Source organism: Clostridium beijerinckii (assembly GCF_036699995.1).
GTDB classification, from domain to species: Bacteria; Bacillota; Clostridia; order Clostridiales; family Clostridiaceae; genus Clostridium; species Clostridium helianthi.
Genome location: NZ_CP144906.1, coordinates 981,261 through 1,004,438, shown reverse-complemented (window position 1 = coordinate 1,004,438; position 23,178 = coordinate 981,261). Strand labels below are relative to the sequence as shown.

18 protein-coding genes are annotated in these 23,178 nt (G+C 27.2%); 1 reads left to right on the top strand and 17 read right to left on the bottom strand.

The annotated features are described in order from the left end of the window. Positions 1-166: 166 nt before the first annotated feature. The 3 genes from PZA12_RS04790 to gpr form a co-directional block, all read right to left on the bottom strand. Positions 167-496 (bottom strand): hypothetical protein, encoded by a 330-nt coding sequence (locus tag PZA12_RS04790; RefSeq protein WP_077838075.1) that lies wholly within the window; start codon positions 494-496, stop codon positions 167-169. A gap of 338 nt (positions 497-834) precedes the next feature. Continuing rightward, positions 835-1,905 carry a stage II sporulation protein P gene (locus PZA12_RS04785; protein WP_406585041.1) on the bottom strand — a complete coding sequence of 357 codons (1,071 nt, stop codon included), beginning with the start codon at positions 1,903-1,905 and terminating at the stop codon, positions 835-837. Positions 1,906-2,126: 221 nt separating this feature from the next. Continuing rightward, positions 2,127-3,110, bottom strand: coding sequence for a GPR endopeptidase (gene gpr, locus PZA12_RS04780; protein WP_077838073.1), 984 nt, complete (start codon positions 3,108-3,110; stop codon positions 2,127-2,129). A gap of 172 nt (positions 3,111-3,282) precedes the next feature. On the opposite strand from gpr, the gene rpsT reads away from it, so the two are divergent. Beyond that, positions 3,283-3,546, top strand: coding sequence for a 30S ribosomal protein S20 (rpsT, locus tag PZA12_RS04775; RefSeq protein WP_011968165.1), 264 nt, complete (start codon positions 3,283-3,285; stop codon positions 3,544-3,546). 66 nt (positions 3,547-3,612) lie between these two features. Here rpsT and holA read toward each other — a convergent pair whose 3' ends face one another. The 14 genes from holA to PZA12_RS04705 all read right to left on the bottom strand — a co-directional run bounded on the left by holA (position 3,613) and on the right by PZA12_RS04705 (position 23,172). After that, complete coding sequence (holA, locus tag PZA12_RS04770) at positions 3,613-4,647, bottom strand: DNA polymerase III subunit delta (RefSeq protein ID WP_077838072.1); 1,035 nt, start codon at positions 4,645-4,647, stop codon at positions 3,613-3,615. Between the two features lie 49 nt (positions 4,648-4,696). Beyond that, complete coding sequence (locus PZA12_RS04765; RefSeq protein WP_103698509.1) at positions 4,697-6,388, bottom strand: ComEC/Rec2 family competence protein; 1,692 nt, start codon at positions 6,386-6,388, stop codon at positions 4,697-4,699. Between the two features lie 4 nt (positions 6,389-6,392). Then, the gene (locus PZA12_RS04760) at positions 6,393-8,912 is read right to left on the bottom strand and encodes a cation-transporting P-type ATPase (RefSeq protein WP_078116572.1); all 2,520 of its coding nucleotides are present in this window, start codon (positions 8,910-8,912) and stop codon (positions 6,393-6,395) included. Positions 8,913-9,147: 235 nt separating this feature from the next. Further along, complete coding sequence (spoVAE, locus tag PZA12_RS04755) at positions 9,148-9,504, bottom strand: stage V sporulation protein AE (RefSeq protein WP_078116573.1); 357 nt, start codon at positions 9,502-9,504, stop codon at positions 9,148-9,150. 72 nt (positions 9,505-9,576) lie between these two features. Next, the gene (gene spoVAD, locus PZA12_RS04750; RefSeq protein WP_078116574.1) at positions 9,577-10,602 is read right to left on the bottom strand and encodes a stage V sporulation protein AD; all 1,026 of its coding nucleotides are present in this window, start codon (positions 10,600-10,602) and stop codon (positions 9,577-9,579) included. A gap of 96 nt (positions 10,603-10,698) precedes the next feature. After that, complete coding sequence (spoVAC, locus tag PZA12_RS04745; RefSeq protein ID WP_078116575.1) at positions 10,699-11,166, bottom strand: stage V sporulation protein AC; 468 nt, start codon at positions 11,164-11,166, stop codon at positions 10,699-10,701. A 202-nt stretch (positions 11,167-11,368) separates the two neighbouring features. Continuing rightward, on the bottom strand, positions 11,369-12,124 hold the full coding sequence (gene sigF, locus PZA12_RS04740; protein WP_078116576.1) for an RNA polymerase sporulation sigma factor SigF: 756 nt from the start codon (positions 12,122-12,124) through the stop codon (positions 11,369-11,371). Between the two features lie 10 nt (positions 12,125-12,134). Further along, positions 12,135-12,566, bottom strand: a complete 432-nt coding sequence (gene spoIIAB / locus PZA12_RS04735) for an anti-sigma F factor (protein ID WP_077838065.1) — start codon at positions 12,564-12,566, stop codon at positions 12,135-12,137. A 14-nt stretch (positions 12,567-12,580) separates the two neighbouring features. Then, complete coding sequence (spoIIAA, locus tag PZA12_RS04730; RefSeq protein WP_011968156.1) at positions 12,581-12,916, bottom strand: anti-sigma F factor antagonist; 336 nt, start codon at positions 12,914-12,916, stop codon at positions 12,581-12,583. 553 nt (positions 12,917-13,469) lie between these two features. Continuing rightward, a complete protein-coding gene (locus tag PZA12_RS04725; protein ID WP_078116577.1) occupies positions 13,470-15,776 on the bottom strand; it encodes an AAA family ATPase in 2,307 nt (768 codons plus the stop codon). A 310-nt stretch (positions 15,777-16,086) separates the two neighbouring features. Continuing rightward, positions 16,087-16,587, bottom strand: coding sequence for a TspO/MBR family protein (locus PZA12_RS04720; RefSeq protein ID WP_078116578.1), 501 nt, complete (start codon positions 16,585-16,587; stop codon positions 16,087-16,089). A gap of 179 nt (positions 16,588-16,766) precedes the next feature. Next, positions 16,767-18,731 carry a sensor histidine kinase gene (locus PZA12_RS04715; RefSeq protein WP_242964518.1) on the bottom strand — a complete coding sequence of 655 codons (1,965 nt, stop codon included), beginning with the start codon at positions 18,729-18,731 and terminating at the stop codon, positions 16,767-16,769. Positions 18,732-18,799: 68 nt separating this feature from the next. After that, positions 18,800-20,710: a sensor histidine kinase gene (locus tag PZA12_RS04710; protein ID WP_078116580.1), complete on the bottom strand. Its 1,911-nt coding sequence runs from the start codon at positions 20,708-20,710 to the stop codon at positions 18,800-18,802. Positions 20,711-20,880: 170 nt separating this feature from the next. Continuing rightward, positions 20,881-23,172 carry a YhgE/Pip domain-containing protein gene (locus PZA12_RS04705; RefSeq protein WP_078116581.1) on the bottom strand — a complete coding sequence of 764 codons (2,292 nt, stop codon included), beginning with the start codon at positions 23,170-23,172 and terminating at the stop codon, positions 20,881-20,883. Positions 23,173-23,178: the final 6 nt, after the last annotated feature.

The following is a 23,178-nucleotide window of genomic DNA, read 5'->3' as shown; positions in this document are numbered from 1 at the left end:
TAACTGTTATTCTTAACGAAAAACAGTACTTTCACCCCCGTTATAATTAAATCAGCTAAATTATAACATACATCCATAAAGAAAGGCTATCAAAACTTTCCCTCATTGCTCTATGTCTAATATGCCTTATATATATTTTAAAATTAACTAAATATTTTAACTAATATTATGGTTTTATTCTTTCAATTATATCCTCTATTTTTTTAATAAAAGAAGATTGATTATTTATCCTAAAATCATTGCTTCCTATCTTAACTAAAACATCTTTTTCAGATTCCTTATAAATTTTAAGAAATGAATTATCCTTAATAAAATTCGAGAAATCTTCTCCAAATTCATTACTTACAAGTTTATAATTTTCATTAGTATTTCCAAGAGGAGATAATGCCTTAGTATTAATCATATCTATTTTAATTATTCCAAGAAAAATAATAAATACTATAAAAATCATTGGTGATATTCTTCTTAAAATGCTACTTTTAATAATTTTCTTCAATGTTGAAACACCCTTTTTTATTTATTTTTAATTTTTATTTAGATTCTTTCCATATAGCAAAACTATTATTCAGTCCCAACTTTCTCAGTCAAACAATCTACTCACCAATTATCTCAATATTATGTGTTAATAAATTAAAATAAAGAAAAGACTAGAGATCTAAATTTTAACTTTAGATTCCTAATCTTTCCTTTAATTTTTATTATCAAGATTATCATTAAATCTCAACTTGAAATATCTATTTAAATACTTAGTGCTTAAAAATCACACTTACATGTTATCTAATTTTTCATATGCACTCAATATAACTTCCAAACCTTTTCCATATAACTTTATATTTATTTCTTATTCAAAACTTCTGCAATCACTCTAGCCATACATTCTGCCGTAACTTTTGACTCGTCTGGTGTATTAGTATGAGATCCTATTTCAAAAAGTAAACATCCATCGCTTTTACTTTGATTAAATGCATTTTTCCCTCTATGATATGTCAATATTTTTATAGGCAATCCTGGGAATAATTCAGCTGTTTTATTAAATACTTTCTCTGTAAGTTCTTTATTTTTAGGATATCTCGTACTATTTTCAGCATTTACAAACATTATTTTAGATGCGCTCATTCCATCAACTTCTGTTGTTGTAGCAGCTTTATCTTCCACAGAATCTCTATGCAGATCTATAACCATTTTAAAATCTCCATATTGTTTTAAATATTTATCAACCACTTCTCCAGATCTTGTATAACTATCATTATAAGAAATACAATTATTAGTTTTGTCATGTATAACTGAAATCCCATAATTCTCTTCTAATTCATTAGCAAGAACATCACCTACCCCAACTACATTAGTATCTTCATTTAAACTATCTGGCTCTGATGCATTATAATTTTCTGTAGTATGACTATGATATATTAATACTTCTGGCTTAGATTTATCTAATGTCTTCTTTAAACTAGGATCATATATCGGGGTATTCTTACTATCAGTGTTTACTTGTACTTTTGAGATACTGTCCTCACTTATTTGAAACGGATTAAAACTAAAATTAGTTTCAGTATTGCTAGAACTTTCACCATCTCCAAAGAAACTAAGTTCATTTTGAATTATTCCTTTATAACTAAGATTATTTAATCCTAATACTTGAAAACAAACATTTTTTAATGAAAGCTTATTTTCAGCATAGGTTCCTTCATCATAAACTTGGGATTCTATTATCGGCATTCCTAAATTTAATAACTGAACATAGGCAAATGCTCCTCTTTCTTTGTTGTTTTTTAAAACATTACCTAATCTTATGAAAAATACACCTATAATTAAAATGAGGATTATTAAGCCTATATTAATGTTAGGTTTTGCTTTTATCCTTTTACTAATTTCACCTTTTTTTCCTCTTCTGCTCATATACATCACGGTAATCCCCCCCTTGCCCTTTTTTATATTTATATTAACGAATTTACATAATTATTCTAATAAATCTCATTCCATTTATTTAAAAATTAGAATAGATTAAAAGATACATTGATAATTAATCTAAAATAAAAAGGTCTCAAAATAATTCAAATTACTTTGAGACCTTCTTTCCTTATTCTTATTTTTATTCTAAAATTCAAAAAATATGTTATTGATAATCAACCCATAAACTTATTAATCTCATCCATATCCATATTAGGTTGAACTGCCATGTTTATCCCATTAGCTATTATTCTTGATAGCGAATTAACCATTAAATCAATGTCCTTAGGTGTAACTATCATATCCATACTTGCTTTTGATGACATTACTTCTTTAATAAGTCTTTCCTTCTCATTTTTATCAAGAGATTTTAACATTTTATAAAATTCATTGCCACTTGATGAATTATTTATTAATGAATCTATTACAGAGTCTATAGTATCATTAGCAATTGTAGTTGCATCTACTACAGTTGGAATACCTACTGCAATAACCTTAACTCCTAAATTTTCCTCATTTATCTGTTTTCTATTATTTCCTACTCCTGCACCTGGGGATATTCCAGTATCTCCAATTTGGATTGTTGTATTCACTCTTTCAACTTTTCTTGCAGCTAAAGCATCTATACATATTACTAAGTCTGGTTTAATTTTTTCTACAACACCTTTAATTATTTCCACAGTTTCTATTCCTGTGACTCCAAGCACTCCGGGCGCTACTGAACAGACAGGTCTAACAGATTCATCAATTGCTTCAGGCATAACTGTTTGTAAATGTCTAGTTACCATAATCTTTTCTGTCACTTTCGGACCTAACGCATCTGGTGTAACTTGCCAATTTCCAAGCCCTACAACTAATACTGTTTTATCTGTATCAATCTTAATTAATCTTTGCAAAATCTCTGATACCACTTGTGAAACTCTATCCATAGTTTCGCCATCATATGCTGTAAAATCTGGCATTCCTATAGTTATATAATTTCCCTTTGGCTTTCCAATTTTTTTAGCACCTTCATCATTTTTTACCTTTACCGTAGTTACCTTAATATCATCATCGCTTTCTTCTATAACTTCTATTCCATCTATATCTACTTCATCCTTGTGACTTTCCTTATAAATTTCTCTCGCTTCAAGTACTAAATCTGTTCTTACATTTATCATACCAACACCTCTTTATAAATTTACTCAGTCTTATTTTTCCTTTTTCTTTGAATTTAATACTTGAATTACATAACTTCTGATGCTATAATAAGGTTTGTTGAATATGAACTCGTACGCAGATTTCCCCAAAAACTGCAGAGACCCTATAAAAATTTAAGGGGGTGAATTAAGAATGGCAAATATAAAATCAGCAAAAAAGAGAATTAAAGTTACTGAAACTAAGACTTTAAAGAACAGAATGATTAAGTCTGCTTTAAAGACTACTATAAAGAAATTTGAAGCTGCTATAGAAGCTAAGAATAATGAAGAAGCTAAAGCTTTATTTACATCAGTTGTTAAGTCATTAGATATGGCTGCTACTAAGGGAGTTGTTCATAAAAATATGGCTGCTAGAAAGAAATCAAGATTAGCTGCTAAGTTAAACTCTATGGCATAATCTTAAAACCCATCTAAGTAGATGGGTTATTTTTTATTCTTTAGGAATTTATATTATTAATAAATATTATTTTTTAACTGTAAGCGTGTTTATTAAAAGAAATTCCATTTCCATATTCTTATCTATTCCAGTTGACTTTAACTTTGTTTCTGTATTAACGCAAAGCTTAATTAACTCTGACAGTTGCTTTTCAGTAAATTTATTTGTCTGCATTATCAATTTTTCACAAACAAACTGTGGTAATCTATAGTCTAACATGAAATCATCTACTTTTTTTCCATTGCTAAGTTTTATCTTTATCTCATATAACCTCAAAAAATGTTTTTGAATTGCACTTATTATCAGCATATGCTGATCTGATTTATATAAAATTTCCTTCATCGTATCTATAGCTTTATCAATCTTTTTTGTAGCTATTAATTCAACTAAATCAAAAGTATCATCCTCACTTGAATTTGAAATAAGTATGTCAATATCCTCTTTTTTTATTTCTCTTTCATTACAGTACGCTATAAGCTTGTCAGCTTCTCTTTTTATAATATCAAAGTTATTATATACTTTCTCGCAGAAATATGATAATTCAGTTCTTCCAATTTGCTTTCCTTTTTCTTTAAAAACTTCTGATACTTTCTTTAAATATTTGTCCCTTTTTAATTTATCACAATATACTACAGTTAAGGATTTACCCATAGTAGCTAATTTTTTATTTTTATTTGGTCTATCTCTCTTATCATTCAATAAATAATACATTATTAATACTGTATATGGAGGTAAATTTGATATGTAATTCTTAAGATCATTATATATTTTACTTCCTGACGAATCAGTTTTATCCTGTAAAAAATTTGCCCTATAAACAACTACAACTTTTTTTTCTCCCATGAATGGCATTGTTTCACACGCATTCATGATAGAATCAAAACTTGTATTCATTCCATCTATCCGTATTAAGTTGAGCTCCCTAAATTCTTCAGCTACATTTTTCTTAATAATTATGTTTATTCCATCTTTAATAAATTCTTCATCCAACCCACAAAATATATACCCATTTTTTATATTTCCTTTTTCGATTTCTTGCTCATAAACTTCGTAATTAATCACTTTAATTTTCCTTTCGTATAAAATGTGCTTCTAATATAAATCTATAAACCTATATTACCCTTCCGTCTATTATAAATATGTTATTAGTAATCCTATCATTAAAATTTATTATATCATACTCTTCATATTGAGTTTTATCACTTGTTACTTTTAATAGATATTTTTTAGTACCAGTATCTAAAACGTAATCTTTTCCTTTGAAACTTATTTTACAAATTCCAGTCATAGCAATTGTACTTCTCTGTCTAAAATATTTTGTTGCAAGTGCTGATTTAGAAAGCCTATTTATATCAATTTGATTTTTATTAGATATTAGTATTCTATCACCTTTATAAGAAACCAAAATAGCACCTTCTTTATAATACCTTATGCTTGGAATTGGACTATATATTTGAATTGTAATTATAAAAATAGCTATAAGAGGAATATAAACAAACTTTTTATATCCCTTTTTCACAAAATAAACACTAAACATTAAAAATAGATAGAAAAAAACTACATTTTCATTTCCATAAAACATTGGCAATGAAAAGTTCTCCATATAGTTTAGAATATAATCAAATATATTTATTATTTTCAAGTTTATATAACTGCAAAAATCAAATAATTGAGGATAAGTATATGTCAATACTAATGCATTTCCTGTAATAACCATAAGATCTACAAATGGAGCCAAAATTAAATTTCCAGCAATAAAATTTGCTGAAAAATCCCTAAAAATTAAGATTAGATATGGTAACGTAAATATCTGAGCGCTTAACGTTAAACTTAATGCTTCTCTTAATTTAATATTCAATTTATATAATACATCATTGAATCTCTTATTAAACATTGCTATTCCCAAAGTAGCTAAATAAGATAAGTGAAAAGATATATTAAAAATACTATACGGTTCATAAAGAACCAAAAATGTCGCAGAGAAACACAAAGCAGAAATTGAATTATTATTTCTTTTTAAAATACGTCCACCTTCTACACATGCAAGCATTAAAAAAGACCTTATACTAGAATAATTGAGTCCTGTAAATAAGACATATATCATAGTCGTCAAAATGCCTAAATTTCTTCCAACAAAAATCCTTATAAAACCATATACTATAGCTACATGTAACCCTGAAACGCTTATGCTATGTATTATTCCAAAGTTTTTCATATCATCTTTGTCTTCAAAATCTAAATAATCGCAATAACCAAAAGCAATTGATGATATTAGCCCCGCTTTTCTTGTTCCTAGATTTTCTTCTAACCTCAAATATATATTTCTTTTAATCTCATAAAGCTTTGTTATCAAATCCCCATTAATCTTATACAATACTTTAGGCTCTACTTCCCCAACTATCCCATTATATCTATCTTGCATATCATCAACTTTTCCTATAATTTTATATTTTTCACCTACACTTAAATTCTTACTATTAGTTGTTATCGTAATACTCTTGCCTTCATAGCTTCCTATAACACTATAATTGCTTATTTTTATTATTCTTACTTCTCCGTCTATTTTGCTTGGAATTTTATAGTAGGAACAATTAATTAAAATTCCAACAACAAAAAAGATAATCATAATAGCAAAGAAACTGAAACCACAATAATAAAATATGCATATAAAAAAGAAGGCTACAATGAATATTGTAAGCCCCCTAAATTCCCTATTCATTCCATAGAAAATACAACTAATTGCAAGCGTCAAAAATATGTATATTAGTGGATTTCCTACATCTCCTATTTTTTTAGAAAACATCAACTCACCTCATTAATGAGTTTTGCCACTTTCTAGCTAAAATTTCAAAGATTAATAAAAATATTATTGATGCTGCTATTTCTATTCCTATTATATCTCTAATTAATATTCCATTAATTAAAATCATACTAATTACGGCAATAATAATTACTACCAATGATATAACAGGCATAATCAATTCGTTAGAAAATTTTCTTATAGAAATATTGCTATTAAATAATGTAAATAATAAAATTCCAATTGATAATATAGCTAATGTCACTATAGCTGCTTCCTTATCACCAAGTTTGTAAATTGAAACCATTGTAATTATGCTTAGAACAAATGATCTAACTATCATTTCATTTCTAGTAATATCTCGCCCTTTTTTAAGTAATATTATTAATGATAATGGAATGAATAAAACCCCATTTATCGTTACCACATTCCCAAAATCTAAACTTTCGGTTTGTCCCATTATAATACTTCCCATTAAAGTTATAAGTTCTGAAAATAAAGCCATGAAATACACTTTGAATCCTCTATCTATATTTCTATCAAATACTCTGGAAAAATCTCTTATTTTAAAGAACCCATCTAGGTAATTTTCTTTAATATATACATCTGATACCTTTTTTACAATTGTAGATGCTTTTCCTTTACCTATTCCTACATTTGATAAGTTGAGCGCTGGAAGATCTCCTAGCGTTTCACCAGTAGTTGCAACTTTATGCCCATCTTTTATAAATAATGAAACAATCTTTGATTTAATTTCTGGATTTACTCTGCAAAAAACTCTTACTCTACAAAGCAAATCCTTTAATTCTTGATGATTTAAAGAATCCAGTTCTATTCCTGCTACTACCTGATTATTATTCTTTATTATATTAGCCATTTTTGCGTTTGTTATAGCACTTAATTTACTTTCTTCTGTAAATAATATTGGTACTATTGCTTTATCTTTAATTCGATTTATTGTATTTTCGAGATTCTCTTCAAGTGGATTTTCCAATCCAATTATTCCAACAAAGACCATATTGCTTTCTATATTTTCAGATTTAGATGGTTCATAAGTAAAGTTTCTATACGCAAAACCTTCTGTTATTAACCCTTCTATAGATAAATTCATATCAACTTCCTTTATTTTTGCTTTGTATTCATCCGTAATCTCTTTCTCAATACCTTCTATCATGACATGTGTACATTGCTCTAAAACATCATCTACGTTTCCTCTAGTATTAGCTCTATATCTGTTATTAAATTTACTTACAACTGTAGAGAATCTCTTATCAGAATCCATAGGTATATCTAAAATTTTAGAATTCCTACTATCTATAGCTGCTTTATAAATTTTTTTTCTAGCAGCATAACTCAAGAAAGCAAGCTCATCTAACTCACCTTTTCCACTATCATCACTTGGATTATAAATAGCGTTATTACATATTAATGATATCTCAACTATCCTATCAAAAGTTGTCTCCTTTACATAAGGATCTTCAGTCGATATCAAATTATCATTAATAAATAGTTTTTTGACTATCATTTCTTTTTTGCTTATTGCACCAACTTTATCTAAAAATAAAATATTAACATCTTTAATTAAATTAAATACTGAAAAATTTATTATTTCTATATTTTCATTCCTAAAGCTTTTAATTGTATTTTTAAAAACTAATTTCGCGATTATAGTAACTGGAAAACAACCAAGGGCAAATAAAGCTGTGGATATGTAATTTTTGTTTGCATCTTGTCCTGTATATACAAAATATGATCCTATAATTATAATTCCTAGGAAATAAATTAATAAATATCTTTCTAAAATTTTAGATATCATTGTCCCAAAATTATGTTTTCTATTACTTGCATACGTAAGCATGGTAAGCATTCTACCTAATTGAGTAGAATTACCAGTGGATATTACTATACCTAGTCCACTACCTGATTTTATTATAGACCCTTTAAACAATATATTTTTCATATCTGTAAGAGAAAATATATTTCCTATTATTTTACTCTCAAATTTCTCCTTATAAAATGCTTCTCCTGTTATACTCTTTTCGTCAACTTTAATTTCATTAGCACTTATTATTCTTATATCTGCTGGAATAATCGAGTCTTTATTAATTTTTACTATATCACCCATTACTAATTCTTCAGATTTTATGATTTTCTGAGATCCATCTCTAATAACTACTGTATCTGCAGAATTCAGCCTTTCTAAAGCTCCAATTTCTTTATCTCTTTTTATAGTATGCATTACTATTAAAATTAAATTTAATAATAATATCAAGGCTGTTATTATACCAAATAAATAATGTTCAAATACGAATAAAATTATTGTAATTATCAAATTTATAATTATAGATCTTTGCTTTAAAGCATTTAGTATATGTTTATAAATTTTATTTCCACTTGGTAAATCAATCTTATTGGTCCCATATTTTAATCTTAATGCGTCACAATCATTTTCACTAAGTCCACTTTGAACATTACTATTTAGTAATTCAACTATTTGAGCCCAAGAGTTATTGCAGTATTTTTCCAAAAAAACCCCACCATTCTAATTACTTCATTAATAACTTCTTTATTATACTATATTTTTCATATATATATATCTACATTCATTTATAGTATAATTATACGTTTAAAGACATTAAAAGGCAAAACTTTAATATCTTATATATATTTTCGATACATATTTATAAAAGTTAATTTTATTTAAGGCATTTTTACTATAATAATCTTCATTGGGCTCAATTATTTTTCCATATTAAATTTATTTATTTTTTGGTTTTTGGATTAAAGATTAGTGCCATAAGATATCCAAAGAATATTGATGCTGTAATTCCTGCTGCCGCTCCTTTAATTCCACCTGTAAAAGCTCCTAATAATCCTATCTCATCTACCTCTTTTATTGTAGCTTTAGCTAATGCATTTCCAAAGCTCGGTAACGGAACTGTGGCTCCCGCTCCACCAATAGAAACTAATTTATCATACCATCCAAAGGCACCTACTATAGCTCCAAGCACAACAAACACTACTAAGATTCTTCCTGGAGTTAATTTTGTAACGTCTATTAATATTTGACCTATAACGCAAATAATGCCCCCAACTATGAATGCACTTATATAATTCATTCAATTTTCATTCCTTTCAAACAAAAGATTTTTATAATCTAATATCTCGTTTATTTATAAGCTTCCTCTTCCTTAATTTGAATTCATTTCAATAGCGACTGCATGTGCTATTCCTGGAATTGTCTCACCTTGAAGAGAAGACGTAGTGCTCATAAGTGCACCTGTAGAAACTAACAATACTCTTTTAATTTCCTTTTTCATAAGTCTTTTATATAAATAACCTGTAAAAACAACTGCTGAACATCCACAACCACTTCCACCTGACAATGTATTCTGCTTTTCATTATCAAATATAATTTCGCCACAATCTATATGTTGATTTCTAATATTATATCCAAAGTCTTCAATTAATTTATCAGTAAGTTCTCTTCCTATTACACCTAAATCTCCTGTGGCTATAACATCATAATCTTCCGGTTTTCTTCCTGTATCCTTAAAATGATTTACAATTGTATCTGCCGCTGCTGGTGCCATAGCTGCTCCCATATTATTAGCATCTTTTTGCCCATAATCTTTGACTTTTCCTGTTGTCACATATGTTATTTCCGGATAATTTCCCTCATGTCCTAAAACTACTGCTCCCGACCCTGTTACTGTCCACTGAGCTGTTGGTGGTCTCTGAGATCCATATTCAAGTGGAAATCTAAACTGCCTTTCGGCTGAACTAAAATGTGAGGATGTAGCTGCAACTACATATTTAGCAAATCCTCCATCCATAATTATTGATGCTAAACTCAAAGATTCCGACATAGTAGAACAAGCACCGTATAATCCAAAGAATGGAATACTGAATTCTCTAGCTGCAAAACTTGATGAAATAATTTGGTTTAATAGGTCCCCTGAAAATAAATAATCTATATCTGTTTCTTTAAGGTTCCCTTTTTTTAAAGCTTGCGATATAGCCGTAAACATCATCTCGCTTTCGGCTTTTTCAAAACTTTCCTTTCCTAACATGTCATCGTTTAATATTTCATCAAAGTATTCACTTAGCGGTCCTTCCCCTTCTTTAGGGCCTACTATAGAATGCGTTGATATTATTTTTGGTGGATTATCTAATTTTACAGTTTGATTTCCTATCTTTTTATTCTTCATTTGCAAATTAATCACTCCTCTACATTTTTGAATTAAAAGCAACTCGATTATTTATCAAAAAAATACATATCCCCATCTTAAAATTCCAATTCCTTTTTTGATTTAAATTATTGCAATTATATAATAAATTATTCCTATTATTACTGATGTACCAATACCATATACCAATACTGGTCCTGCAATTGTAAACATTTTGGCTGCGACTCCAAATATAAATCCTTCTTTTTTAAACTCTATTGCTGGAGAAACTACAGCATTAGAAAACCCAGTTATCGGAACAACAGTACCAGCTCCACCAAAATTAGCCAATTTGGCATATACTCCAGTACCTGTTAACAAAGCTCCTAAAAATACCATTATAATAGGAACCATATTCATTATTTGTTCTTCTGCAATCCCAAATCCTGCTGCAATATTGTAAATCAATTGACCTACATCGCATATTAATCCTCCAACTAAAAACGCTTTTAAGCAATCTTTAAGTATCTTTGATTTTGGAATGGCTTCATTGGCCATATCATTATATTTTTGCTTTATTCTTTCTTCATTTACTTCTTTATTATTAGTCAAGATGATCACTCTCCTTTTTTACCTGTATATCTATCATTTGCAAAATTATTAAGATTAATCGTGTTATTTTTTGGCATATATTTTATAAAAAAAATAGAATATATATTTGACCTAATTTAATAAAAAATTATACAAATATATATTCCATAATAACTCTTTTTTATGTTTATCATTTTTCTTACCAATGTGTAATTAGCAAATTTTATTCTTCTAATTTTTTCCGCATTTCAGCTAAAACCTTCTTTTCAATTCGCGATACCTGCACTTGGCTTATACCTAACATTTTAGCTACTTGAACTTGTGTTTTATCTTTAAAATAACGTAACATTATAATCTGTTTAGCTTTATTATCTAAACTATTTAATGCTTCTTTAAGAGCTATCTTTTCAATAAGATTTTCATCATCTGCACTTTTCTCACTTAGTTTATCTATTAAAAGAACTGGAGCTCCGTCATCCTGATGTATTGTATCATATAAATATTGTAAGCTATTAGAAGATTCAATTGCAAATAAGATCTCCTCCTTATCAACATTTGCATAATCTGCAAGCTCTTCTATAGTAGGTGATCTCTTAAGCTTTTTGGTTAAAATCTCTTTCTGAAAATGTATCTTTCTAGCAAGGCTTTTAACATTACGACTTACCTTTATCATCCCATCATCTCTTAAAAATCTCTTTATTTCTCCTATAATCATAGGAACTGCATAAGTAGAGAACTTAACATTATAATTTAAGTCGAAATTATTAATAGCTTTAACTAACCCAATAGATCCTATTTGAAATATATCTTCATAATCATATCCCCTATTTAGAAACTTTTTACTTATAGATGACACCAATGGCAAATTCATTTCTATTAATTTATTCATAGCATCAGTATCGCCACTTCTTGCTAGAGCTAATAGCTTTGGATTCTTATCATAATTGTAATCCTCTCGTTTTAAATCCTCTTTTTCCATCTTATTTCACCTAACTTACCACGTTAAATTTCTTCTTAATTACCACCTTTGTACCATTACCTTTTTCACTGTCAACCTCTAACGCATCCATAAATGTCTCCATTACAGTAAATCCCATACCAGATCTTTCCAAATCTGGTCTTGATGTATATAATGGTTCCATAGCTTGCTCTATGTTATCAATTCCAATTCCTTTATCAATAATCGCTATAGTTACTTGATCTTCATTAATTTCTGCTTCAATTCTAACTAATCCATCTTCTCTATTTTCATATCCATGTATTATAGAATTAGTAACTGCCTCAGACACTGCTGTTTTTACATCATTTATTTCATCAATTGTTGGATCTAATTGAGCAACAAAAGCTGCAACTGCAACTCTTGCAAAAGCTTCATTTTGAGATTTGCTTACAAATTCTATGCTCATTTTATTGTCAGACATGATAACCCCTCCATCTAAATGCACCTTACTGCTTCATCTACAGTATTATAATTTTTAATTAACTTGTACAATCCGGCCAGTTCAAAAATTCTATTAACATTCTTATTAGGTTCTGCAATACAAAGCATACCCCCTTTGTTCGATAGTTTTTTATATCTACCCAAGACAGCTCCAATTCCTGAACTATCCATAAAAGTAACTCCTGAAAAATTTAAAATAACTTTTTCTATATTATCTCTATCTATCCTATCATCAATTTTTACTCTAACTTCCTCTGCACTATTATGATCTAGTTCACCACTAAGAGTAGTTATTAGAATATTTTTTTGTTTCTCAAATTTTAAATACATATTAATTAAGAATATCTCACAATGTAGTTTTAAACTTATATATTTAAGTTTTAAGATATTCTACGTTCACCTCCTCTTTTACCTCATTTCACCTTTTACCATATTTTAACATACTATTTTATTCAACGTCAAACTATTTATTACATTTTTTTCTATTTATTATAACTCATAATCTTAATTATCCGCCTATATCACATATATTAACGATATATAAAATAAAGATACCGATAATTAACTACACTACATAATTATCGAATATTAAATGAATATATTATTTTTGCTTAATGCATAAAAAATAGAAGATAATCCCGATATACTCATATAAATATATATTATAAGATCATCTTCTATTTTATTTTCTTATAGATAACCAAACTATAAGTTAGATTTATACTATAAAATATATCCCAACTAGAAATTAGAATCATCCATCATAATTTCCTTAGAAACTGGAACAACAGTATAATTCTTATTTCGGCGAGCTATATGAATAAGTTCATATCTTAGTTGGGATATCTAACTTAAAGATTTAACTTATTAGATAAGCCAATAATTACTTTTTCTTTTTTCCACCCTTATATTTTAAAATTTCATTTTCTATTTCCTTAAAGAAACTTTTTACTGGTTCTCCTTCATCAAGTATTAATACTTCAATAGCATCCTCTAAAGTTTCCATAGTATATATATGAAACTTTCCATTTCTAATATCATCTTCAACTTCATATCTTAATATTAATTCATCAGCATTTGTACTTGGAATTAAAACACCCTTTCCATCTGTTTTATCAATAATGCTGCAAACTCTATGGAAGCCTTCGATTTTTTCATTGACCCCACCAATTGCCTGAATTTCTCCAAACTGATTTATAGATCCAGTGACAGCAATATTTTGTCTTATTGGCCTCTTACTTAAAGCTGATAGAATACAGATTATCTCTGCCACAGAAGCACTGTCTCCTTCAAGCATTCCATAAGTCTGTTCAAAACTTAATTGAAAATCTACTGGCAATTTTTCATAAGGACTTATTAAATTACTTAATAGTCCTCGCAATATCCCAATCGATTTTTCATGGATATTTCCACTCATCTTGCATTCTTTATGCACATCGATTATTCTTCCATCTCCTATATTTGATAAACATGTTATCCTCATAGGCTTACCAAAGCTATAAGATCCATTTCCAACTACAGAAAGCCCATTAATTATTCCTGTTTTTCTTCCGTTTACTGTTATCAATATTTTTTTACTTTTATAATTATCCATTATATCTTCTAAAATCTTTTCATCTTCATATGCTATATCAATTATATCTTGCTTTTCTATATTTTTTCTTTTATCTTCTTTTGCATTATTATTGGATAGATGCAGTAATTTATTTATATAATAATCATCTATAGATATTTTATTTCTTTGACCTGCGACCCTAGCAAGGAATTTAATCATTTCCTTAAGAGCATCATCCGTTATATTCAACAAGTTATCTTTTTTTACCTTTTCTTTTATTAATCCTTCAATAGAATTTTTAGTAATATCATTATATTTCAATTCAGTATCCGCTTCTATCCTGATTGGGAATATTTGTTTAAAATCCTCATCATTATCATATAATATCTGAAAACTCTCATAGTCGCCTATTAAAATAACCTTCAAATTAATAGGAATTGACTCTGGCTTTAATCCTGCGATAGATATCATTTCTAAATAACTCTTAGTATAATTATAGTTTACTTTACCATGAATTAATGATTTTTTTAGATAGTAGTAGCTTACTCCACTGCTGATTAATGAACTTAATCTTAGTATAAGACATCCTTCATTAGCCTTTAACAAGCTACCAGCAGAAATCAATGATATATCTGTACTATACCCCCCATTATTGTTTCTATATTCAATAGTACCAATTAAGTTTCCAATAGTAGGATCTTCCTCATAGATAACTCTCGGATGATCTATGCTGGAATTATCAACAATTACATTCACATTATAATTAGAGAATGTATCTTTTAAATACTCTTCATCATCCTCTAAATTGATAGTGTAGCATTCAACTACCCTTTCTTCTATATCATCATACATTTGAAGAAGATATTTATAAACATCATCCTGGGAAATAAATTGTAATAATAAATCATCCTTATGACTCTGCATATTCTTTTTTATAAAATCTTTGTATATACTTTTAAGTTTCTTAATCGATTTTATTTCAATATCTTTTAATGTCTCTAGAATTTCTTCTGCTTCTTTTTTTAATTTTGATGCTTGTTTTTCGATACTTTCTTGAGTGTTACTTTCGAGACTGTCATATTCATTTTGAGTCATCTCATTGCCTTCATCTTTCAAAGGAATAAACACAAACCCTCCGCTAGTTGCTTTAACATCAAAATTCTTATTTTTTGCTGAATCCATAAGTTTTGTTATATAATTATTCCTTTTTTCACTTATTTCTTCAATAATATCTTCCTTTTCCTCATCTGAAGAACTGCTATAAAACTCTACTATGCATTCAAAGTATTTCTCTTTTATATCATCAATCATTTCTTTTAATATATTTCCTTTACCATTTGGTAAAAATAATGCAGTAGGATTTAGTTGTTCTTGTGATGTTACATAGCAAATATCTTTTGGTGCAGGAAGTTTTTCATATATATTTTCAACACACTCTATTAAATTCTCTAGTTTCTCTTTTGAAAACGAATCTACGTAATATATATTGTATCCTTCTTTTTCAACACTCAAGCTCTTTTTAATTCTATTTAAAGTAGATGTAAATTCAGGTACTCTATTAATATTACTTTTTTTAATGTTATCTGTACACGAAGTACAAAAAATAATTTCATTTGGAGTTAATTCTTTCTTCATATCTTATCCCACTTTGAATCTATTATATACTTAATTAAAATATTTCAAAGCAGACCCCTCCCTAAATTGATAGTATATAATATTAATATTCTTTAAATGGCAAAATAGATATATTTTTTTATAAACTAAAACATAAATAATATTAAAAATCAGAATAAAATCACAGGCAACCGTGAAGTTCGAAGTTTTTATACCTCTGTCTTTTCCAGCTCATGTGATAAGAATATAGCATTAAATAAAAAAGATGATTACCTAGATATTAATCTTAGCAACCATCTTAAAAATATTAATTACATGGAATATGAGCAACTTACATTTCATTTAACACCCAAATAAAAAAATTCAACACTCCTGCATATACTAACCAAGCCAAATAAGGAATTAATAGAAATGCCTTTTTCCCAATCTTTTCATAAAACCTCTTTATAGTTAAAATTACAAAGATAATTAAAATAATAAGTTCTAAAAATGCTAACGCATAAAGCTTAAACCCAAAGAAAATTATAGTCCATAAAAAATTTAATAATAGTTGTATGGCGTAAACAAATATCGCAGAGCTTACATCTATATTCTCATATTTTAAAATATATACTTTATATGAGCATATTCCCATAATTATATAAAGTATAGTCCACACAATCGGAAAAACCATTGCAGGTGGCGAAAAAGGTGGCCTAATTAAGCTTTCATATATTGATCTCATATTAGGAACCAATAATGTTGAAAGCCCTCCTATTAAAAGTGGAATAATTATTGATACAAACAATGGAATAATTCTTATCCTCTTTTTATTCCCTGACTTTTCTGACATAAATTATACACCTCAAATTTAAGTAATTAGTTTAACATAACTAATTTAATATATGTTTATTTATGTAAAACTATGATTAATTAATAAAACTATTTATATCAAATTGTAATTATTTTTAGTACCTATAAATTTATTAAATTCATGTCCACTTACTTTTTTCATTTCATATTAAGTTAATTCTACTCAATATATATATCCGAAAACTCTATATCTACCTTTTCCTCTAATAAATTTGTTTCCCAATCTTCATTATTAAATTTATTTTCATACGATTGCTGAGCCATAGGCATAATTATTGTGAATTCATTTCCCTTATTATTTGATGTGAGCCGTATAGTTCCTTCTTGAAGTTCAACTAGGGCTTTAGTTAAAAATAACCCTAAACCGCTTCCTTCTTTTAGTCTATTAAAAGTTTTATTCAGTTTAGTAAATTTATCAAAAATATATGGAATGGTTTCTTTATCAATTTTCAAGCCATCATTTTTAACTTTTATAGCAACTTTGTTACCCATATAAAGCTCTACACTCACATTTATTTTCCCCTCTTGCTTTCCATATTTAACAGAATTAGAAAGAATATTCAACATAATTCTTGTTATCATTTCCTTATCACACTTAACATAAATTTCTTCTTCCTGTGCATCAAATGTCAGAGTATTATTTATTAATTTTATGTACTTATTAGAAGCCATCGAAACCTCTTCTACAATGTTAACTATGTTATGTATTTTTAAATTCGGAATTAGATATCCCTCTGAAATTTTATTAGCATCTATAAAATTATTAATAGTCCTTATAAGCCTTAAACAATTTTGTTTTATAATCCGCCTATTTTTATTTACTCCATCTAAATTATTTTCATTAAAATAAATTTGATTGACCTGCAATGCAGAAAATATAAGATTTATAGGCGTTTTCAGTTCATGAGAAATATTAGAGAAAAATTCTTTTTTTATTTCATCCTCTTGCAAATATTCTTCAAGAATTTCTCTCATCTTTTTATTTTCTTTAATTTCACTTATATCATGTATGTAAAGAATCTTGCTTATTTCATCTATGGAAGCCAAAAATATTTCAACTTCGAAATCAGTATGTTTCATTTTTATGCATGGAATATAATTGCCCGCTCTCTTAATATCTTCAAGCGTTATATCAAAATACATTTTTACAAACTCATTTATTTCTATTCCTAAGATCTCATCATTAGTTATGTCTAAAGTTTTTAATGTCCTTTTATTTATATGTCGAAGTCTATCTAGGTAAAATAGAAATACACCACCATAAATAGAATCAATTAATTCATTATTCCTATCTCCGCTCTTTTGGATCATTACATTTATTTCATTTAATATAGAGTTCCTTTTCCTTAATATAGAGTTAAGTTCTTTCTTGGTTTTAGTTGCATTTCCTATATTATTATTAAGTTCTTTTAATGAACTGTCCACTACTTTACTTATTATGTAATCATAAAATTTATATAAAGTAATACATTTAACAATTAATACAAATTCAGAAACTTTAACGTAGCCCATATAAAAACATATAAATCCCAAGTAATTAAATAATATAGAAAAAATATAAAATATTATTTGTCTAAATTCATCAATGGTAAATTGCCTTCTTTTAGATAAAGTATCTTGTACTGTAGATATACACAAACCTATACTTAACAAAACACTTATAGTAATGCACCATATAAAAAGTGATACTTCATAAGGATTATGTATTCCATTTCCTCCATTGAAGCCAATAACAAGCATTATAATGATTAGTATTTCTGATATACATATTATAAGACTCTTTCTATCATTATTTTTAACCACAAGTCCTATTTTTATTATGCAGTATTCTAAAGTAGCATGCATACTATAAAGAAGTATGAAGTAACTTTTAGAAATATCCTTAAATAATATTATTATCTCAGTAACATTTATAGCTAGTATCATAATAAGTATTAAATATATCATTTTAAATCTTGCTACAAAACCTTTGCCTACAAACTTACCTCTTATTATATATACATAAATAAACGCAAAAATCATAGATATTGCAATTATATTATTTAATAGCAAATAAAAATTAACATTATCAGAAATAATAGAGCATAAAATTATTAGTACCGTTAAAAATGCATACTTCTGCATGTTTCTAATTCCCCTAATTTTTATCTTTATTTTGTCCAATACTAAGAAACTATTATACATCTCTATATCTATATCCCTTTCCTAAATTCAATACTTACAGTTGTCCCTAAATCACTATTTCTTTTTATTTCTATTTTTCCGCCTTGTAGTTCAATTAATTGCTTTACTACAAAAAGCCCTATGCCTGTCCCACTTTTTCGGTCAGGATTACAATTTCCTCCAATTGAATATCTATTAAATGCTTCATATATAAATTCTTCATCTATTCCAATTCCATTATCTTCTACAGATATATTAACCTTATCATCAAATTCATTTACCACCACACATATTTGTCCACCATCTTTGGTAAACTTCACAGCATTAGAAACTAAATTTAGAATTATCCTATACATAAATTCACGATCAATATCTAAGTAACACTCTTCAGTGTTAGTATCAAAAATTAAATCTATATTATTTAACTTCACATATTCTACTAATGACATTACATTGTCCTCTATGACCTCAACTATGTTCATATTCTCTAATCTTGGCGTTAAATAATGGGAATTTATCTTTGAATTATCTATTAAATTATTGGTTAATTTAATTAAAGAGATACAGTTTTGCTTGGATATATCATTATATTTCTTTAAAATATCAAAGTCTTCTTTTTGAACATATATTTTTTCTACCTGCATTGCCGAATATATTACATTTATTGGCGTTTTCAAATCATGACTTATATTTGAAAGAAATTCTCTCCTAATACTTTCTTCAATTTGTTTATTCTCAACTTCTTTCCTTATTTCATCCACAAGAACTTTAGAAGTTCTATCTTTAATCAATAGCAACTTCCATGATAAATTTTCATAATAAGGCAAAAATTCTGCTTTTATAAATTTTTTTTGATTTCCTATATAAAGGATTGCATTATAATCCTTATTTTCTGTATTGTTATTTATAAAATCAATATAATTGCTTATTTTTTTATTTATTATTTCTCTTTTTTTTGAGATTCCTGAAATCTTTAGAAATTGCTTATTCACAAATAATATTCTATCATTCTCTGCATTCAGAATTATAATTGGATGTGGCATGAACCTAAATAATGTTGAATATAAATACTCTTTGCTTTTTAATAAATTTATTGAACTCTCCAACTTGGTATTCCCTAATTCTATTTCATGATTTAGTTCATCTAATTCCCCATTTTTATAATTCAATGAACTTGATAAGGCCCTATATGGATCTTTAACCAACCTAGATATAATAAAATTCCAAAGCATTGTAAAGTTTGCAAAATGTATAACTTCAATTAATGCCTCTTTTATATATTGGCTATTGTTAAATGCATATATATTAATTAAAAATATCAGAACCGTTGAGGATATGTAAACTTTTATAATGCTCCATCCATGTTCCCTTAAGTAGTTTGATTTTTTTAAGTTCATAACTATTTTTATAAATGCTGGTATCTCAATAACCGTATACATAATTTTCACAAAGAGTATAGTCAAATTAGAAAAATGACTCAGTAAAGTGCATGTAATAATTAAAATTAATATTCCATAACTTTCTATCTTTAATTTTCTTCTTTCAAAATAATATTCAGTTAATACATAACTAGCAAAAGTTTCTATTAGTAATATACTCTCTCTGCTTAAATTTATATAATTTTTAATTTCCATTAAATTATTTGCATCATAAATTTTCATTATAAATCCAAACGCTGATATAAAAATCATTAGTGAGAAAAATATTATTATTATCTTCGAAACATATCTCTTGTAAAATCTTCTCACTTGCTTTAATAATACAAATAAAGTTATACTTAGGGTTATGTAATAAATTCTAAAAATTAAAGGTATATGTACATTAGCATCATTAACAATAAATTTTAATATAAAATATAAAAATATACTTGCTATATAAATATATATGATTATAGATTTACTCATAACAAAATCATTTGATTGTCTTTTATACTTTTCCATTTTTCCCCCTATTTTATGAAACTATAACCTTATTATATCATTTTCTTCTATTATGCCACCTTACTTTTATAAATAAATGTATACAATTAATTTTTTACAGAAAAAAATAGCCAGCAATCAGTTGTGTTGACTATTTATTCCAATTAATAATAATTTTATTTTAACAACTATTAATGTCTCAATATTCCACTCTTCTTTAACTTCTCCATAAAATTAACTGTAATACTGTTCATAAATCCTTTTAATAATATTCCAGCAATTAATGAAACAAACATATATATAGACAAAACTACTATATCTTTAATCAATATTGAATACACTATTCCCGCCATAATCTGCCTCATACCACTAATTGCATATGTGAAAGGTAAAAAAGGAAACAATTTTTGAAAAAATACTGGTGCAACTTCAATCGGAAAATTACCACTTGCTCCCGCCATCTGAAGTACTAATATTATAACAATTGCTGCTTTCCCTACATCGTCTAGTATACTTGCTGCAGTATATATAACAATTACAAATATAATACTTACAAATATACTATAAAAGATATACATTATAGGATGAACTGCATAAACATTTAGCATGATTATGCTACCTATACTTGCAACTAATGCTTGGCATACTCCAACTGTCAAAAATAGTAATAGTTTTCCTAAATACATTTCATATGGTTTAATCTTTGTTCCATCATCAAATTTAGGTGCTTCCAGCGATAATAAAGCAGAAGCCAGCAATCCCCCAACCCATAAACAAAGTACGGTATAAAATGGAGTCGTAGCTGTACCGTAATTAGGCCATGGAAATAATCTATTATCTTCTATTTCAACTGGGCTTGCTACAAAGTCACTTTGATTTTCCCAATTACTTGTCATCATGTCCAATAATTCATCAATTTTATCTTCTTCATCCATATCCTTGATTTTATCCGCCAATTCATGAATCTTATTTTTAGCATCTGGTAATTTATTTTTTAAACTAGTTAATTCATCATTAGTTAAATTGGTAGCATCCTGTGAAACACTTAACAATTTTTCTACTTCTGGTAATGTATTTCTACCTTCTTCAATAATAGATAAGCTATCATCTAAAACGTTTCTAGTTGAATTAATACTTTTTTCTACTCCTGAGACAATTTCTGAATCATAGTTGTCTGTAATATTTGCCACCAAACTATGTACTTCATCTACAACTTTTATAATATCCTTAAGTGTTTGAACATTTAATCCCTCATTATCTATTTTCTTAACTTCTTCATCCGATTTATCAGCTATTATTTGTAATTTATCTTCAATGGTATCTAGCTTATCAATATTATCTGAAATTATTTCACTTATATCTTTTAAATCATCTTGCATATTTTTTACTGAATTTAATTGTTTATCTAGTTTGTCTCTTATTAATTTTATAGAATCAACATTGGGAACATTATCACCAAATGAAGGTATTTTGATTTCTATATCGCTTAATTTATCAATAAGTTTCTTTATATTTCTAAGTTTATATTTAATATTATTAATTGTTTCCTCTGTCGCAATAGCAGAATCCCTTATATTTAATAACACCTTTTTAGATACTTCTGGTAATACATTCTCATCTAGATTTTTAAGTTCTACACTTGAATTATCAAGTACATTTTCTGATTTTATTAAGTCCTGCTTTACTGTTGGAGAAATGTCTGATAGTTTTCCTTGAGTATCATCTAAAACTGATTTACTATTATTTAAAAAATCACTTGATGAATCAATAGCATTAGATATTGTTGGAAGCATATCATTAGTTTTAGTCAACACATTTTTCAAATCAACTATTCCATTACTTGCATCATCTAAAAGTGTTTCTATTTCTGACACATTATCATCTAACTCATATATGTTATCAACTATTTTTCTAAGCTTAGGTCTATTGTCTTGTATATCAACTCCTCTTTCATTAAATATTCTAAACAATATTCCTGAGACTGTCTTAATTACATTTTCATCCAACTCATTTTTTACTGTTTTTATACCTGAATCTGTCATTTTAGGAGCAATCGCATTTTTCTTTTCATTTACTGTATATATTAACTTTGGCTTATTAATATTTTTTTCCAACAATGTTGTAATGTCTTCAGAAAAGTTTTCTGGAATTTCAATTGTTGCATAATACTTTTCTAGTAGCAAACCTTGCTCCGCATTTTCCTTATCTGTAAAAACCCATCCTAATTTGTCATTTTCCTTAAGTTTATCAACTAAATCTTCTCCTAAATTTATATTCTTGTCCTTAAATACAGTACCTTTATCCTCATTAATAATAGCAATCTTAATTCCAGCTGTATTGGAATAAGGGTCCCATGAAGCCTTTATATTTATCAACGAGTACATAGATGGAATAATTATCATTACTATAATCATAAGTCTTGCTACCCAATTAGTACGTATTTTATTGATATCTCTTTTATATATCTTAAATATATTCTTCATAATCAA

Coding starts and splice junctions, on each gene's coding strand:
- PZA12_RS04785 (WP_406585041.1), bottom strand. CDS start 1,905: ATGTATATGAGCAGAAGAGGAAAAAAAGGTGAAATTAGTAAAAGGATA.
- gpr (WP_077838073.1), bottom strand. CDS start 3,110: ATGATAAATGTAAGAACAGATTTAGTACTTGAAGCGAGAGAAATTTAT.
- rpsT (WP_011968165.1), top strand. CDS start 3,283: ATGGCAAATATAAAATCAGCAAAAAAGAGAATTAAAGTTACTGAAACT.
- PZA12_RS04765 (WP_103698509.1), bottom strand. CDS start 6,388: ATGTTTTCTAAAAAAATAGGAGATGTAGGAAATCCACTAATATACATA.
- spoVAE (WP_078116573.1), bottom strand. CDS start 9,504: ATGAATTATATAAGTGCATTCATAGTTGGGGGCATTATTTGCGTTATA.
- sigF (WP_078116576.1), bottom strand. CDS start 12,124: ATGGAAAAAGAGGATTTAAAACGAGAGGATTACAATTATGATAAGAAT.
- spoIIAB (WP_077838065.1), bottom strand. CDS start 12,566: ATGTCTGACAATAAAATGAGCATAGAATTTGTAAGCAAATCTCAAAAT.
- spoIIAA (WP_011968156.1), bottom strand. CDS start 12,916: ATGTATTTAAAATTTGAGAAACAAAAAAATATTCTAATAACTACTCTT.
- PZA12_RS04725 (WP_078116577.1), bottom strand. CDS start 15,776: ATGAAGAAAGAATTAACTCCAAATGAAATTATTTTTTGTACTTCGTGT.
- PZA12_RS04720 (WP_078116578.1), bottom strand. CDS start 16,587: ATGTCAGAAAAGTCAGGGAATAAAAAGAGGATAAGAATTATTCCATTG.
- PZA12_RS04715 (WP_242964518.1), bottom strand. CDS start 18,731: ATGCAGAAGTATGCATTTTTAACGGTACTAATAATTTTATGCTCTATT.
- PZA12_RS04710 (WP_078116580.1), bottom strand. CDS start 20,710: ATGGAAAAGTATAAAAGACAATCAAATGATTTTGTTATGAGTAAATCT.
- PZA12_RS04705 (WP_078116581.1), bottom strand. CDS start 23,172: ATGAAGAATATATTTAAGATATATAAAAGAGATATCAATAAAATACGT.